The organism is Streptomyces sp. NPDC111507, assembly GCF_055638955.1.
Map to the genome: position 1 here is coordinate 159,750 of NZ_JBVKBU010000020.1, position 14,070 is coordinate 173,819.

12 protein-coding genes are annotated in these 14,070 nt (G+C 71.8%); 7 read left to right on the forward strand and 5 right to left on the reverse strand.

Annotated elements, in window-relative coordinates:
• Nucleotides 1–126: 126 nt before the first annotated feature.
• Nucleotides 127–1,092 (forward strand): DUF5926 family protein, encoded by a 966-nt coding sequence (locus ACZ7M2_RS45635; RefSeq protein ID WP_471600298.1) that lies wholly within the window; start codon nt 127–129, stop codon nt 1,090–1,092.
• Between the two features lie 263 nt (nt 1,093–1,355).
• Here ACZ7M2_RS45635 and ACZ7M2_RS45640 read toward each other — a convergent pair whose 3' ends face one another.
• Both ACZ7M2_RS45640 and ACZ7M2_RS45645 read right to left on the reverse strand, forming a co-directional pair.
• The gene (locus tag ACZ7M2_RS45640; RefSeq protein WP_471600299.1) at nt 1,356–2,015 is read right to left on the reverse strand and encodes a hypothetical protein; all 660 of its coding nucleotides are present in this window, start codon (nt 2,013–2,015) and stop codon (nt 1,356–1,358) included.
• Nucleotides 2,016–2,070: 55 nt separating this feature from the next.
• Entirely contained in the window at nt 2,071–2,736 is a 666-nt protein-coding gene (locus ACZ7M2_RS45645) for a bifunctional DNA primase/polymerase (protein ID WP_403700298.1), read from the reverse strand.
• A gap of 481 nt (nt 2,737–3,217) precedes the next feature.
• On the opposite strand from ACZ7M2_RS45645, the gene ACZ7M2_RS45650 reads away from it, so the two are divergent.
• The 4 genes from ACZ7M2_RS45650 (at nt 3,218) to ACZ7M2_RS45665 (ending at nt 9,482) form a co-directional block, all read left to right on the forward strand.
• The gene (locus ACZ7M2_RS45650) at nt 3,218–4,753 is read left to right on the forward strand and encodes a PP2C family protein-serine/threonine phosphatase (RefSeq protein ID WP_471600318.1); all 1,536 of its coding nucleotides are present in this window, start codon (nt 3,218–3,220) and stop codon (nt 4,751–4,753) included.
• Between the two features lie 248 nt (nt 4,754–5,001).
• Nucleotides 5,002–6,504, forward strand: a complete 1,503-nt coding sequence (locus ACZ7M2_RS45655; protein WP_471600300.1) for an aminopeptidase P family protein — start codon at nt 5,002–5,004, stop codon at nt 6,502–6,504.
• Nucleotides 6,505–6,700: 196 nt separating this feature from the next.
• Complete coding sequence (pdxR, locus tag ACZ7M2_RS45660; protein WP_471600301.1) at nt 6,701–8,089, forward strand: MocR-like pyridoxine biosynthesis transcription factor PdxR; 1,389 nt, start codon at nt 6,701–6,703, stop codon at nt 8,087–8,089.
• 46 nt (nt 8,090–8,135) lie between these two features.
• Nucleotides 8,136–9,482, forward strand: a complete 1,347-nt coding sequence (locus ACZ7M2_RS45665; protein ID WP_471600302.1) for an MFS transporter — start codon at nt 8,136–8,138, stop codon at nt 9,480–9,482.
• Here ACZ7M2_RS45665 and ACZ7M2_RS45670 read toward each other — a convergent pair.
• The 3 genes from ACZ7M2_RS45670 to ACZ7M2_RS45680 form a co-directional block, all read right to left on the reverse strand.
• Nucleotides 9,454–10,296 carry a triphosphoribosyl-dephospho-CoA synthase gene (locus ACZ7M2_RS45670; protein ID WP_471600303.1) on the reverse strand — a complete coding sequence of 281 codons (843 nt, stop codon included), beginning with the start codon at nt 10,294–10,296 and terminating at the stop codon, nt 9,454–9,456. The genes ACZ7M2_RS45665 and ACZ7M2_RS45670 overlap by 29 nt on opposite strands.
• 9 nt (nt 10,297–10,305) lie before the next feature.
• A complete protein-coding gene (locus ACZ7M2_RS45675; RefSeq protein WP_471600304.1) occupies nt 10,306–11,268 on the reverse strand; it encodes an intradiol ring-cleavage dioxygenase in 963 nt (320 codons plus the stop codon).
• A gap of 174 nt (nt 11,269–11,442) precedes the next feature.
• Nucleotides 11,443–12,606 carry a sensor histidine kinase gene (locus tag ACZ7M2_RS45680; RefSeq protein ID WP_471600305.1) on the reverse strand — a complete coding sequence of 388 codons (1,164 nt, stop codon included), beginning with the start codon at nt 12,604–12,606 and terminating at the stop codon, nt 11,443–11,445.
• A 177-nt stretch (nt 12,607–12,783) separates the two neighbouring features.
• Between ACZ7M2_RS45680 and ACZ7M2_RS45685 the strand changes: the two genes are divergently transcribed.
• Together ACZ7M2_RS45685 and ACZ7M2_RS45690 are read left to right on the forward strand one after the other, a co-directional pair.
• A complete protein-coding gene (locus ACZ7M2_RS45685) occupies nt 12,784–13,230 on the forward strand; it encodes a hypothetical protein (RefSeq protein ID WP_471600306.1) in 447 nt (148 codons plus the stop codon).
• A 115-nt stretch (nt 13,231–13,345) separates the two neighbouring features.
• A partial coding sequence (locus tag ACZ7M2_RS45690) for an MMPL family transporter (protein ID WP_471600307.1) occupies nt 13,346–14,070 on the forward strand: 725 nt, incomplete at its 3' end.

Sequence of the window (14,070 nt, forward strand, 5' to 3'; positions counted from 1 at the left end):
GAGCCCCGGACGGAAGGTCCGGTTCCGGGCCGACTCGGTGCGTTGTCCACAGGGTCCCGTCGGCTGACGTACGAGCGGCTAGGCTCGCGCCAGTACGAGACGAGCCGTGATCGGGAGACACCCACGATGGCCAAGAAGCGACCCCAGACGAAGGCCAAGCAGCCTCAGCTCAAGGACGGGGAGATCCCGGTAGTCGGCGCTCGCGAGCCCTGCCCCTGCGGCAGCGGCCGCCGCTACAAGGCCTGCCACGGCCGGGCCGCCGCACACGCGGTGACGGAGCTGGTCCAGCGCCCCTTCGAGGGCCTGCCGAGCGAGGGCGACTGGGTCGCGCTGCGCGAGCTGGTGCCCGCCGCCACGGTCGAGCTGAAGCTCAAGGAGAGCCTGCCCGAGGGAGTTCCCTCGGTGACGCTCGCCACCGTCCTGCCGATGGCCTGGCCCGCGCTGCGCCGCGACGACGGCTCGGTCCTGATCGGCCTGCAGAACGACACGGCGTCCGGCGACATCAGCCGCGACCTCGCCGACACGCTCCAGCGCGCGCTCACGGCCCAGCCCGGCACCCCGATCCAGGGCCGCCGTGCCCCGGCCGACGGCCCGCGACTGCAGGAACTGCTCGACCCCGAAGGCGCGTTCGAGCCAGTTGTGCACTCGGGCTTCGAGTTCTGGGTCCCGGACGCGGAGCACTCGACGCCGGAGGTGTCCGCCTCCCTGGAGCGGGCCAACGCGGCGGCGATCCCGACCGTGAAGCTCTCCGGCGTGGACGCGGCGTACTGGTGCGAAACCCCCGACAAGAACCACCTGCGCTGGGTGATGCCGTACCCCGAGGAGCAGCTTCTGGACGCGCTCGCGCGGCTGCACGCGGCCGGTCGCTCGAGCCTCGGCGAGGGCACGCGGCTGGTCGGCTCCTTCCGCGCGCACGGGCTCACGGTGCCGGTCTGGGACCTGCCGACGGGCGTCACGGCCGACGACGTGGAAAAGCCGGCGGCCGAGTTCGCCGAGCGCCTCGCGACCGCCCTGGCCTCGGAGGCACCGCTCACTCCGGACGAGCGGCGGGCACGCGGCGGCCTCACGAACCGACAGGTCACGCTCAGCTGACACACAGCTGGGGCACTGACCGACCGGTCAGCTGGTCGGCGCTTCACGGAGCAGGTGACTCCTGTCACAACTCCCGGCGGTGACAGGTAAATCCGTGTCCGAATAGCCGAGATCGAATTTGCGAACCGCCGATCTCTTGTTACCGTTCGAGTAGCCCGGTTGCTGGTGCATCCCCCGTCGCCAGCAACCGGGTCTTTCCATGTACGGATTTTCCTGCGGCGCCAACAGCCTTGCTACGGGGCCGAGTTGCTCCCCGAGGCGCTCTACGGGCCGCTTCCCGAGGTGCTCTCGGAGTCGCTCCCCGAGGCGCTCTCCACCTCGCTTCCCGACCGCAGCAGCATCGGCCCGCTCCCGGCGCTCCTCGCGAACTCGGCGACCGCCGTGTACGCCCCCACACCCCCCGCCGTACGCCCTCTGGGCGTCTCGCACACCCCTGGGTCGTCCTCGGCGCCCACCGCGCAGTTCATCTCCACGGTGCGGCCACCGGGGCCCATGAGGCTCAGTGCGGAGCTCAGCTCGTCACCGGTCGCGTTGCGGTAGTAGGTGCGCGCCCAGGTGTCCTCCCCCTGGGTCATGACACAGGTCTGCGCCTCGACGCCGTCGGGGGAGGAGAGCTCGGGGCCGCACCGGGCGGCGGTGGCCCGGCCGAGGCCCAGAAGCCGGGGCACGGGCGCGGAAGCGGGAGGGGTCGCGGAAGCGGAACGGGGCGCGGCGGGGGCCACCGTTCCCTTGTCGTCGATCCTCTGGGACGCGCGTACGGCCTCGGAGCTCCCGTCACCGACGGGTCCTGCGGAGGCCACGGTCAGTGGCAGGGCGACCGTGAACACCACGAGGCCCGCCAGCGCCACCAGGCGAACCCTTTGGAGGTCCGGCCCGGCACGTAGAGACGATGGGGCTCGGTGTCCCCCGGAATGACGCTGCATAGTGCGGAACATAACGAGCGCGGGTGGGCGCGCGGCTCACCGCGCGCCGGGCGCCCTACAACTCGGGCGCGCTCACACCCGTACGAGTGAGCGCCTCCACCACCGCGTCCACCACGGCCTCCACATCGGGCACCCACGGCGCGGCCGAGCCGGGCAGTGGGGCGCGCTCCCAGCGGATCTGGCCCTGGCCGGTCTCGGACGGGGGCAGCGCGATGTAGCCGCCCTCGCCGTGGAACCGCAGGGACCCCGGCACGAAGTCCTTGGCGTAGAGGAGCTCGCCGAGCTGCTCCATGGAGTAGGGCGCGACGAGGATCGCCCAGCGTGTGGGCGCCGCGACGACCGGACCGAGGCGCATGCCCGTGCGGTCGAGCGCGTCGAGTGCGCGGGCCGCCGCGAGGGCGGGCAGGCTCACCGCGCAGGGGGCCATGCCTCCGGTGGCCAGCACGATGGGTGCGGACGGCCGGTTGGTCCACCACCAGCGCACCATGCGCTCGTCGGTGGTGGCCGCGAGGAGGCCGGGGTCGAAGGGGTGAGCACCGGGCACCGTGCACTCCGGGTCCGGGCATCCGCAGCGGGCACGCCCCTGCGGGTCCGGTGCCACACCCGGGAGCACGGGCCACTGCCAATCGGTCGCGAAGGTCAGGGCCGCGCTGAGCATCTCAGGCCTCCCGTTGTTTCGCCTGGACAGGAGCCTGCGTCGCCTTCCGAGGATCTCGCGCATGAGCGCTCGTTCCTTTCCGTTGCACGCCTGGCAACACCGTGGATCACATCACACCATGTGTCGATCACTTCACTGTGCGTACCTGCTGGCGCATCACACCCCTGCGTAGGGCAAGGGGAACCCATCTGGGCCGAGCATTGGCTGCGTCCGCGTCCATACTGCGTCTGTCTAAAGCATGGGCATGGCGTGGGGTGGCGGCGCCTGGCGTTTTGCCGTCCCGCTGTTTCTTGCCGCCTCCGCCACGGGAGGATGGGGCACGGTCGTCGGTGGTTATGACGCCCGGGTCCGTCGCCAGGTTCCGGGCGGATCCCAACCACCCCTGGCCTTCACCGAGTACGTACCCATCACGACCGCTGTGACGCTCCGTCGAACGAGGCCAGTCGACCTCAATGACCCGTTACCCGAGTCAGTTTTAAGCCAACTTTGCTTTCCCGCAAGGGTTACCGAGGGTCTCATGGACACCAGGAATCCCAGCAGGACAATGCTGGACATCCCCTCACGAGTGCGTGTACATGTGGAGACACTGCTAGCGGCGCAGAACGACATGGGGGTTTGCGATGCTATTGAGCAATACGCACCGGTCGGAAAGCCGGACGCCATGAACGCCCCTCACGTTCCGAAAGTGGCCGGAATCGATTCAACGGTTCCCGCGCCCGCACACACTGTCGCGCCCACGACCTCCGTCACGGGTTCCACGGCGGGCTCCGCAACGGGCTCCTCTTCGGCCACCTCGCCCACCGGCCCCGGAGCCGTTCTCCAAGATCGACTCGCCGGCTGGGTGTCCGACCTCACCACCCTCCACGAACTCACCGAGCGCCTGGTGCGCACCGCGACACTGAACGACGCGCTGCAGGAACTGCTGCGCGCCGGAGCCGCCCTCGTGGGTGCCCGGCGCGGTCTCGTCGTCTTGGAACCGGGCGACGGACTCGGCCCGGACACCACCATCGGCCTGGGCCTCGCCCGCGCCGACCTCGGCCACATCGAGACCGTCCCGCGCAGCGCCATGTCGTACGGCAGGATCCTGGACGGGCTGCCCGGCGGCGAGGACGAGATCTCCCAGCCCGACCTCCTCTCCGAGGACGGGCTCGACCCCCGCCACCGCGAGGTGGCCGCCCGGCTCGGCTACGCCGCGAGCTACGCGCTGCCCCTGTCCACCAAGGCGGCGGGCCGGCTGGGCGCCGCCGTATGGCTCTACGACGAACCCGCCGAACCGGTGGAGCGCCAGCGCCACCTCGTCGGCCTCTACGCCCGCTACGCGACCGAACACCTGGCACGGCTGCTGGAACTGGACCGCACACGCGCGTGCATGAAGACGATCTCCCAGGAGCTGCTGCCGCCGCGGCTGCCCCGGGTCTCCGGTGTCCAGCTCGCCGCCCGGCACCGCACGGGCCCGCGCGGCGGCGGCGACTGGTACGACGCGCTGCCGCTGCCCGACGCCGCGCTCGGCCTCGCGGTCGGCTCCGTCACCGGGGCCGGGCCCAGCGCCGTCGCCGCCATGGGCCGGCTGAGGGCCTCCCTGCGGGCGTACGCCGTGATGGAGGGCGAGGACCCCGTCGCCGTCCTGTCCGACCTCGAGCTGCTGCTGCGCCTGACCGAGCCCGCCCGCTCCGCGACCGCCCTCTTCGCGTACTGCGAGCCCGCCCTGCGCAAGATCACGCTCGCCGGTGCCGGACACAGCCCGCCGCTGGTGATCGGCGCGCGGCGCACCGAATTCGTGGAGACCTCGCTGTCCGCGCCCCTGGGCATGCTCGCCTGCTGGGAGGCGCCCAGCGTCGAACTGACGGCCGAGCCCGGCGAAACCGTGCTGCTCTACACCGACGGCCTGCTGCACCGCACCGGCGACCCCATGGACCGCGCCTTCGCCCGGCTGCACGCGGCGGCCGCAAGCGTCCCCAGGACGCTGCGTGAGGATCCCGGCGCGCTCGCCGACCATGTTCTGCGGTCCGTGCTGCCGGACGGGCTGGACGAGGCGGACAGCGCGGAGGACGTCGTACTCCTGGCGGCACGCTTCGAGTGAGGTCCACGCTTCGAGTGAGGTCTGTACTTGGGGTGAGGTCTGCACTTGGGGTGAGGTCTGCACTTGGGGTGAGGGTGAGGTCCAGGCTTCGCGTGCCGCTCTGGGGCCGCCGCGCCGAGTTCCGCGCGTAACAGGACTTCCGGCCCTGGGCCCACTCCTGTACGACCGTACGATGATGAGTGTCCCCCTGCTCGAGCACAGCAGAGAGCTGGAGGGGAAGATCCAGAGTCGTATCTAGGAGGCAGACCGTGTCGGAGGCGCTCAACCCGGAGACCCCGGAAGCCGTGCTCGACGATGCCGCTGACGAAGCGGGCGAAGAAGAGCCGATCAAGCAGCGCAAGAACGGCCTGTACCCCGGCGTGTCCGACGAGCTCGCCGAGAACATGAAGTCCGGATGGGCCGACACCGAGCTGCGCGGCCTCACGCCGATCGCGCAGGCCGAGTACACCGCCACCCGCCGAGCCGCGCTCTCCGCGCGCTTCCCGGGCGAGCGCCTGGTGATCCCGGCGGGCAACCTGAAGACGCGCTCGAACGACACGGACTACCCCTTCCGCGCCTCGGTCGAGTACGCGTACCTCACCGGCAACCTGACCGAGGACGGCGTCCTGGTCCTGGAACCCACCGTCGCCCCGGACGGGAACGGCGGCCACAAGGCGACGATCTACCTGCTGCCGCGCTCCGACCGCGAGAACGGCGAGTTCTGGCTGTCCGGGCAGGGCGAGCTGTGGGTCGGCCGCCGCCACTCCCTCACCGAGGCCGAACAGTTGTACGGCATCCCCGCCTCCGACGTGCGGGAGCTGGCCGGAAAGCTGCGTGAGGCCACCGGCCCGGTCCGGGTCGTGCGCGGCTACGACGCCGGCATCGAGGCGGCCCTGACCGACAAGGTCACCGCCGAGCGCGACGAGGAGCTGCGGGTCTTCCTCTCCGAGGCGCGGCTGATCAAGGACGACTTCGAGGCCGGCGAGCTGCAGAAGGCCGTCGACTCGACGGCGCGAGGCTTCGAGGACGTCGTGAAGGTCCTGGACAAGGCCGAGGCGACCAGCGAGCGCTACATCGAGGGCACCTTCTTCCTGCGCGCCCGGGTCGAGGGCAACGACATCGGCTACGGCTCGATCTGCGCCGCCGGCCCGCACGCCTGCACGCTGCACTGGGTGCGCAACGACGGGCCCGTGCGCTCCGGAGACCTGCTGCTGCTCGACGCGGGCGTGGAGACGCACACGCTCTACACCGCCGACGTCACGCGCACGCTGCCGGTCAACGGCCGCTACAGCGAGATCCAGAAGAAGATCTACGACGCCGTGTACGAGTCCCAGGAGGCCGGTATCGCGGCCGTGCAGCCCGGTGCCAAGTACCGCGACTTCCACGACGCCGCGCAGCGCGTGCTGGCCGAGAAGCTCGTCGAGTGGGGTCTGGTCGAAGGCCCGGTCGAGCGCGTCCTGGAGCTGGGTCTGCAGCGCCGCTGGACCCTGCACGGCACCGGCCACATGCTCGGCATGGACGTCCACGACTGCGCCGCCGCGCGGACGGAGACGTACGTGGACAGCACGCTGGAGCCGGGCATGTGCCTGACGGTCGAGCCGGGCCTGTACTTCCAGGCGGACGACCTGACCGTCCCCGAGGAGTACCGGGGCATCGGCGTGCGCATCGAGGACGACATCCTGGTGACCGAGGACGGCAACCGGAACCTGTCGGCGGGGCTGCCGCGTCGCTCCGACGAGGTCGAGGCGTGGATGGCGGCTCTGAAGAGCTGACCTGGGGCTGGTCCAGGGCTGACGCAGGACTGACGTAGGGCTGACGTAGGGCTGACGGCCGGGTACGAGAAGTGCGTGCCCGGCCATTCGTCTGCGGGTAGGTCGTGGCTGGTCGCGCGGTTCCCCGCGCCCCTTTGGGCGCGGGGAACTCACGGGGGGGGGATGAGTGGGCGCCGAATTCTGGTCCGGTGTCGGGGTGGATCTGCATCTGGAACCGGACGTGGCCGCGGGGCGCAGGACCGGGCTGGAGCGGGCTCTGCGGGACGCGGTGCGCGACGGACGGCTCGCTCCGGGCACACGGCTGCCCCCGACCCGGCGGCTCGCGGCCGAACTCGGCATCTCGCGCGGGACGGCCAAGGGGGCGTACGACCAACTGGTCGCCGAGGGGTATCTGACGGCCCGGCAGGGGTCGGGCACCGAGGTCGCGGTGCTTCCCGCGGACGCCGTGTCGGAGGCCGTCGGGGCTCCCCGCGCGCGTGCGCCCCGTTTCGATCTGCGGCCGGGCAGCCCGGACGTCGGTACGTTCCCGGCGGCGGCGTGGCTGCGGGCGCTGCGCCGCGCGATCGCGACGGCGCCCTCCCTGGCGTACGACTACGGGGACCCACGCGGCCGGATCGAACTGCGGACGGCGCTCTCGGGCTACCTGGGACGGGCCCGGGGCGTGATCGCGCCGCCCGAGCGGATCGTGATCACCTCGGGATACGTGCAGGGGCTCGCACTCCTCACGCGCGTGCTGGACGGCGGGGTGGTCGCGATGGAGGACCCCGGGCTGCCGTTCCACCGGGACGTGGTGCGGCGGGGCGGAGGCACGGTGGTGCCGCTGAAGGTGGACGAACGAGGCGCCTGCGCGGGGGAGTTGGCTTCCTCACTGGCGGACGCGGTCGTCGTCACGCCCGCCCATCAGTATCCGACCGGGGTGACCCTGCACCCCGAGCGGCGGCGGGCGCTCACCGACTGGGCACGCGCGCGCGGCGGACTGATCGTCGAGGACGACTACGACGGTGAGTTCCGCTACGACCGGCAACCCGTCGGCGCCCTCCAGGGCATGGCACCGGGGCAGGTCGCCTACCTGGGTACGGCGTCCAAGACGCTCGGCCCCGCCCTGCGGCTCGGCTGGATGGTGCTGCCGCCGCACCTGGTCGACGCGGTGGCCGACGTGAAGCTGCACAGCGACCATCACACCGAGTCCATCGGCCAGTTGGCGCTGGCCGAGATGATCACCAGCCACGCGTACGACCGTCATGTGCGCGCCTGCCGGCTGCGGTACCGGCGGCGCCGGGACCAGTTGCTCGACCGGCTGGGGGCGCGCAGGAGCGTACGCGGTATCGCGGCCGGGCTGCACGCACTGGTGGACGTGGCGGACGAGGCGGAGGTACTGGCGCGGGCGGAGGAGGAGGGGCTCGCCGTCGGGCATCTCGGCGAACACTGGCACGAGCGCGGCGAGGGGCGCCCTCAGGGCTTGGTCGTGGGCTACGGGACTCCCCGGGAGCGGATCTATCCGGAAGCGCTGGCGGCGTTGGGGCGAGTGCTGGACGGGAGCCGGGGGGTGCCGGGCGGGAGCCAATTGGGTCGCGAAAAGGCATAAGAATTGGGCCTGTTGACGGGTCCACCGGGCCCGTAGCGTCGAAGCCATGACGAATCCGGCAGCATCCGCGCGGTCGAGCCGCCTCGTCCCGCCCGCGGGACCGCAACGCGTCCTGGCCGTCGCCCAGCTGACCAACTCCGTGGGGGACGGCGCCTATTACGTGACCTCCGCGCTGTACTTCACGCATGTCGTGGGGCTGGCCCCCGCGCGCGTGGGGCTCGGGCTGACCGTCTCCTGGGCGATCGGCTCCCTTGTGGGCGTACCGCTGGGGCGGCTCGCCGACCGGCGCGGGCCGCGTGGCACGGCGGTGCTGCTGGCCCTCGCGACCGGAGCGGCGGTGGCGTCCTTCCTGGTCGTCCGCGGCTTCCCGCCCTTCGTCCTCGCGGCCTGCGCGTACGCCTCCGCGCAGTCGGGGCTCGGGGCGGCCCGGCAGGCGCTGCTCGCCGGGCTGATACCGGCCGGGGAGCGCACCGGGCTGCTCGCCCATCTTCAGTCGACCCTCAACGCCGGTCTGGCGGTGGGGGCGGGCCTCGGCGGGCTCGCACTGCACGCCGGAACACGGGACGCGTATCTCGGGGTGTTCGCGCTGGACGCGGTGAGCTTCCTGCTCTGCGCGGGTGTGCTGCTGCGGCTGCCGTCCGTGCCTCGCGTGACCGTACGGCGCGGTCACGGGGCCGGTGTCCTGCGCGACCGCCCGTACGTGCTCGTCACCTTCCTCAACACCGTGCTGCTGCTTCGGATGCCGCTGCTCAGTCTGGGCATCCCGCTGTGGATCACCGAGCGCACCCAGGCGCCCGTCTGGCTGGTCTCCGCGCTGTTCGTCCTCAACACCGTTGCGGTGATGGTCTTCCAGGTGCGGATGGCGCGCGGTGTGACGGGCCTCGCCCCGGCCACGCGCGCGATACGCCGTTCCGGGCTCGTGATGCTGGTGTCCTGCGCGGTCTTCGCACTGTCCGCCGGTGCCTCGCCGTGGGTCGCGGCTGGGGTCCTGGTGGCGGGCGCGGTGCTCCAGGTCTTCGCCGAGATGCAGCAGTCGGTGGGTTCCTGGCAGGTGGGCTTCGACCTCGCCCCGGCCGACCGCATGGGCGAGTACCAGGGCTTCTTCGGCACGGGCGTCACGGTGGCGCGTACCGCGGGCCCGCTGGTCCTGACCGCACTGCTGGTGGGCTGGGGCACGCCGGGATGGCTGCTGCTGGGGGGACTGATGCTGGGGGCCTCGTACGGGATGGGCCCAGCGGTGCGGTGGGCCGCCACGCAGGAGGTGACAGCCCACCGCCGGAACCAGGACCGGAATCAGGACCGGGACCAGGACCAGGACCGGAATCAGGACCACGACCGGGGCGGGAATCAGACCCAGGACCGGGTCAAGCGGCAACCCGTGCCGGCGAACTGACCACCACCGGAAGCGAGTCCACGAACAGGGCGCCCGCGAGCAGTCCCCCCGTGCCACGCGGGCTCCACGCGCGCGTGTGGAGGTCGTCGTCGAAGGCGGCCAGAGCGGCGCGGCCGGCCTCCGTCGCCGTACCGCCTGCCTCCAGCACGCCCCGGGCACCCGCCTGGACGTGCCGGAGCCCGTGCGGGCCCGCCGTGTACAGCAACTCGGTGTCCTGGAGGGTGGACATGACGGTGAGGAGGGCGTCGAGCCTGGCGTACGGCTCGGCCGCGCCGGCGGAGCGGGAGGCGGCGAGCGCGTCCAACGCCCATCGTACGTGCGGGAATCCGGCGCGTGCCTCGCCCCGCGCCCCGGCCGCGCCGTACTTCGCGGACATGGACGACCCCCGGGAGGGCCGCCGCGGCGCCCGCCGGTCGGGGTGCGCCGCGATCCGCTTGGCGGTGGTGGCGACCTCAAAACCCTTGGCTCCTGGTTCCAGGGCCGCCGCCGCGACCAGGAAACCCAGGACCCACAGCGCCCCGCGGTGGCCACCACCCGCCAGCGTCACCGAGTGTTCGGTGGACCGGCCGATCGCGCCCAGTTCCGTGCGGAGTTCGGGCGTGGGCCCGCCGATGCGGCGGGCGGCGGCCGCCATGGCCGCGAGGCCGGGCGTCAGCGCCTTGGCCGACCAGCGCAGGGAACACAGGTCCCGGCGGGTGGCCCGGGCGCCGAGATCCCGCGGATCGGGCAGGCCGGGCTTGGGGGTGAGTTCCAGTTGCCCTGTCAGCGCGGCCACGGCGGCCCGCGCCAGCGTCTCGTCCTCGCGGCCACTCACGCGCGAGCCCTACGAGGACGCCGAGGCGGACGGACTGGCACTGTCGCTCGGGGCGTCGCTCGGGGCACCGCTCGGCGGCGTACCGGTCGGAGCGCCGCTCGGGGGCGTACCACCGCCACCGCTGCCCGCGCCGGTGCTCTCGGCGTCGGGGTCGATGCCCAGGATGATGGACCCCTTGAAGCCCTTGGACGGGTCCTTCTTGTGGACCGGCTTGAGGACGAGCAGCCCGCTGGAGGTGCCGCCGCCGTCATACACCATGTCGTCGGCGAGCTTGGTGTAGCTGCCGGTGTGCTTGGAGTACGGCTCCAGGGCCTGGACCTCGGCGGCGATGTCGTCGTCGAAGAAGAGCTGGCCGGTGAAGTTGACCTTGCCGCCCTCGTAGGTGCCGTCCGCCTTCTCGCCGCCGGTGTGCACCTTGACGTGGATGTGCGTGGTGCGGGGCGTGTACCAGCCGGGGAAGATCGTCTCGAACTTGACGACTCCGTTGGCGTTGGCGACCTGGTAGCCGCGCAGGTAGGTCTGGTCGTTCGCGGTCGAGCCGTCCTCGCTCTCGGCGGGCGCGGAGCCGCCGGGGTTGGCGGTGGTGTAGCCGGAGTAGTAGCCCCAGGCGTCGCAGTGCCAGATCTCCACGGCCGCGCCCGCGACCGGGCCGCAGGAGTCGGTGGTGTCCTGCACCGTGATGCGCAGCGTCAGCGGGACGCCGCCCTTGCCCTCGGTGATGTCCTTGCGCACCAGAGCGCCGTCGAGGTAGTACGGCCCTTCCGTGACGCTGGACATCAGCACGCACTGGCCACTGCTGGTGGAGGTCGAGGTCGCCGGGGCGGTCGCCTCGGCGTCGGTGGCGGTGGTCGTCTCGTCGGCGAACGCCGATTGGTAGCCGGCGACCGCGAGCCCGCCCGCGGCGACGGTGCCGCCCGTCACCGCGAGCGCACGGCGCCGGGTGACCGAAGTGTCTTTGTGGCTTCTCGTCATGATCGGAAAGCTAGGAAGGGCAGCCGTCAGGGGCATGGGGTGGGGCTGTGAGGAGGGTAAGAATCCTGAGAAAGCTGAAGTCGACGGGAAATCGCCCTCTACAGGGAGCCCGAAAACGAAGGGCCCGAAAACGAGGGAGCCCGAAGGCGAGGGAGCCTGAAAACGCCGAGGGCGTCACCACTCGTACGGCAGGTCCACCTCGATCACCGTCGGCCCCCCGACAGGGCTGGTCAGGCGCACGGCCCCGTCGAGCGCGGCGACCCGCCGTCGCATACCGATCAGTCCCGAACCGGCCGCCTCGTCGGCGCCACCGCGGCCCTCGTCGCGGACGACCACGCTCAGCCCCGTCGGCGTACGGGCGAGCCGGACCGCCGCCCGCTCCGATGCGCTGTGCTTGCCCGCGTTCGTCAACGCCTCGGCCAGCACGAAGTACGCGGCCGCCTCGATCGCCGCGGGGGCCCGGAATCCGTTCTGCGCCCCGTCCTCCAGACCGTCCACGTCCATGGTCACGTCGAGCCCGCTGCTCGCCGCGAGCGCCCGCGCCGCCCCGACGAGTCCACGGTCGGTGAGGATCGGCGGGTGGATGCCACGGACGACATGACGCAGTTCGGTGAGCGCCTCTTCGGCCTGGTCCTGGGCGTCGTCGAGGAGTTCGCGGGCGGCGTCCGGGTCGCTTTCGTACGCCCGTTTGGCGATGCCGATCCGCAGGGAGAGGGACACCAGTCGCGCCTGCGTACCCTCCTGCAGGTCCCGCTCGATGCGGCGCAGTTCGGCCTCGTGCGCGGCGACCGCGCCCGCCCGGGTCTCGGTCAGTTCCTCGACCCGCTCCGCGAGCAGGGCCTTGGGTGAGGGCTTGAGCAGGGCGGTGGACCATCCGGCGTCGAGGTCCGCGAGACGGCTGATCAGCGGCAGGACCAGCGGTGAACGGCCCAGCACACCCTGTCGTACGCCGTCGACGAGCAGGCCGGCCGGCCACAGCGGCAGCGCGAGGACGCCCAGAAAGCCGTAGGCGTAGTGGGCGACCATCCAGCGCAGGTCGTTGAAGGTGCCCGGGTCACGCACCGCGGTGCGCAGCCGCCGGCGGAGCGGACCCTCGACGCGCTGGTACGCCTCGGGGATCTCCCGGCCCGTCCACTCGGCGACCTGGCGTCGCTTGGCGCCGGCGAAGCGGCGCACCAAGAGCACCGTCTCGGGCAGCAGTCCGGCACCGACCACCACGAGGGTGGCGACGGCCGTGAACAGCAGCACCGTGATGAAGATGATCGAGCCGAACGCCAGTACGGCGGCCCGTCCCAACTGGACCGTGGCTCGCGCCGCCTGCCGCACCGTCGTTCCCATGCCGTCCAGGCTAGGCACGCCTGATGCGGCTGCGCGGGAGAGCAGGCTCCGGATAGATGGTGTAGCCCGCTACACCACAGGTTCGGGAGAGCACTCACTCGTGGCGGCGAGCTTCCGACGGGATCGTTGAATCCGGAAGCTCACGCCCCTACAGACTCCCGCCGAAGGAAAAGGTTCATGAAGTCGCTGCTCTCCTCGATCGTGCTCCGGTCGCTGTTCCTGGTCGGCCTCTCCGCCACCGTGGCCTCCGGTGCCGCGTTCGACGGCACGCAGAAGGACGTGGCCACCTACGGCGGGCTCGCCCTCTCCCTCGTGGCCGGCTCCCGTATCGCCAAGAAGGAACCGGTCAAGTCGTTCCTCTCCTCCCCTCCGGTGCTCTGGTTCCTGTTCCTCTTCAACGGAGTCGTCGCCGCGGCCGCCGGCTTCGCCCTCGACGGCGTGCAGGGGATCACGGCCGCCGCCGCTATGGGCCTCGTCTCGCTCGGCGCGGGCTTCGGCCTCCTCCAGAGCCGCGGGACGCGAAGCCGCGCGGCAGAGAACCACGGGATGCGGAGCCGCGGAACAGAGAACCGCGGGACACAGGCCCTCGAAACGCAGGGCCGCAGGACGCCGACCCCGGCCTGACGCACCTGCCGCTCCGACGGCGGCCCGACGCGCTTACAGAACACCCCGGCATGCCCTCGCCCTCGCAGCGCCCCACCGCTCGCTGCCCCGAACACAGACCTTGGAGACCCCTCCTGTGGCTACTTTCCTTTATCGACTGGGCCGTACGGCCTTCCGGCGGCGCTGGTACGTCGCTCTCATATGGGTGGCCGTGCTGGCCGCGGTCGGTTTCGGCGCCGCCAAGGCCCCCGCCGCTCCTGATCCGAACAACTCCATGCCCGGGATCGAGTCCCAGAAGGCATTCGACCTCATGGAGCAGCGCTTCCCCGGGGCGACCGCCGACGGCGCCAGCGCCCGGATCGTGTTCGTGGCCCCCGACGGCCAGAAGATCACCGCCGCCGAGAACAAGAAGACCATCACCAAGCTGGTCAACGAGGCCGGCGACGGCACGCAGGTCGCCAGCGCGGTCAGCCCCTTCCAGGCGAAGGCGGTCAGCAAGGACGCGACGACGGCGTACGCGACCGTCACCTACAAGGTGAAGGCCGACGACCTCACCGACGCCAGCAAGAACGCCCTGAAGGACGCCATCGCGCAGGCCAAGCACGCGGGTCTGACGGTCGAGGTCGGCGGCACCGCGCTGGCGACCCAGCCCTCCGCGGGCGGCTCGGCCGAGGCCATCGGTATCGCCATCGCCGCGCTCGTCCTGATCATCACCTTCGGCTCGCTGACCGCCGCCGGGCTGCCGCTGCTCACCGCGATCATCGGTGTGGGCATCTCGATGGCCGCGATCATGGCCCTGTCCAGCGCGTTCGGTCTGTCCTCCACCACCGGCACACTCGCCACCATGCTCGGCCTCGCCTG

Coding starts and splice junctions, on each gene's coding strand:
- ACZ7M2_RS45635 (WP_471600298.1), top strand. CDS start 127: ATGGCCAAGAAGCGACCCCAGACGAAGGCCAAGCAGCCTCAGCTCAAG.
- ACZ7M2_RS45685 (WP_471600306.1), top strand. CDS start 12,784: ATGAAGTCGCTGCTCTCCTCGATCGTGCTCCGGTCGCTGTTCCTGGTC.
- ACZ7M2_RS45665 (WP_471600302.1), top strand. CDS start 8,136: ATGACGAATCCGGCAGCATCCGCGCGGTCGAGCCGCCTCGTCCCGCCC.
- ACZ7M2_RS45640 (WP_471600299.1), bottom strand. CDS start 2,015: ATGCAGCGTCATTCCGGGGGACACCGAGCCCCATCGTCTCTACGTGCC.
- ACZ7M2_RS45680 (WP_471600305.1), bottom strand. CDS start 12,606: ATGGGAACGACGGTGCGGCAGGCGGCGCGAGCCACGGTCCAGTTGGGA.
- ACZ7M2_RS45645 (WP_403700298.1), bottom strand. CDS start 2,736: ATGCGCGAGATCCTCGGAAGGCGACGCAGGCTCCTGTCCAGGCGAAAC.
- ACZ7M2_RS45675 (WP_471600304.1), bottom strand. CDS start 11,268: ATGACGAGAAGCCACAAAGACACTTCGGTCACCCGGCGCCGTGCGCTC.
- ACZ7M2_RS45650 (WP_471600318.1), top strand. CDS start 3,218: ATGCTGGACATCCCCTCACGAGTGCGTGTACATGTGGAGACACTGCTA.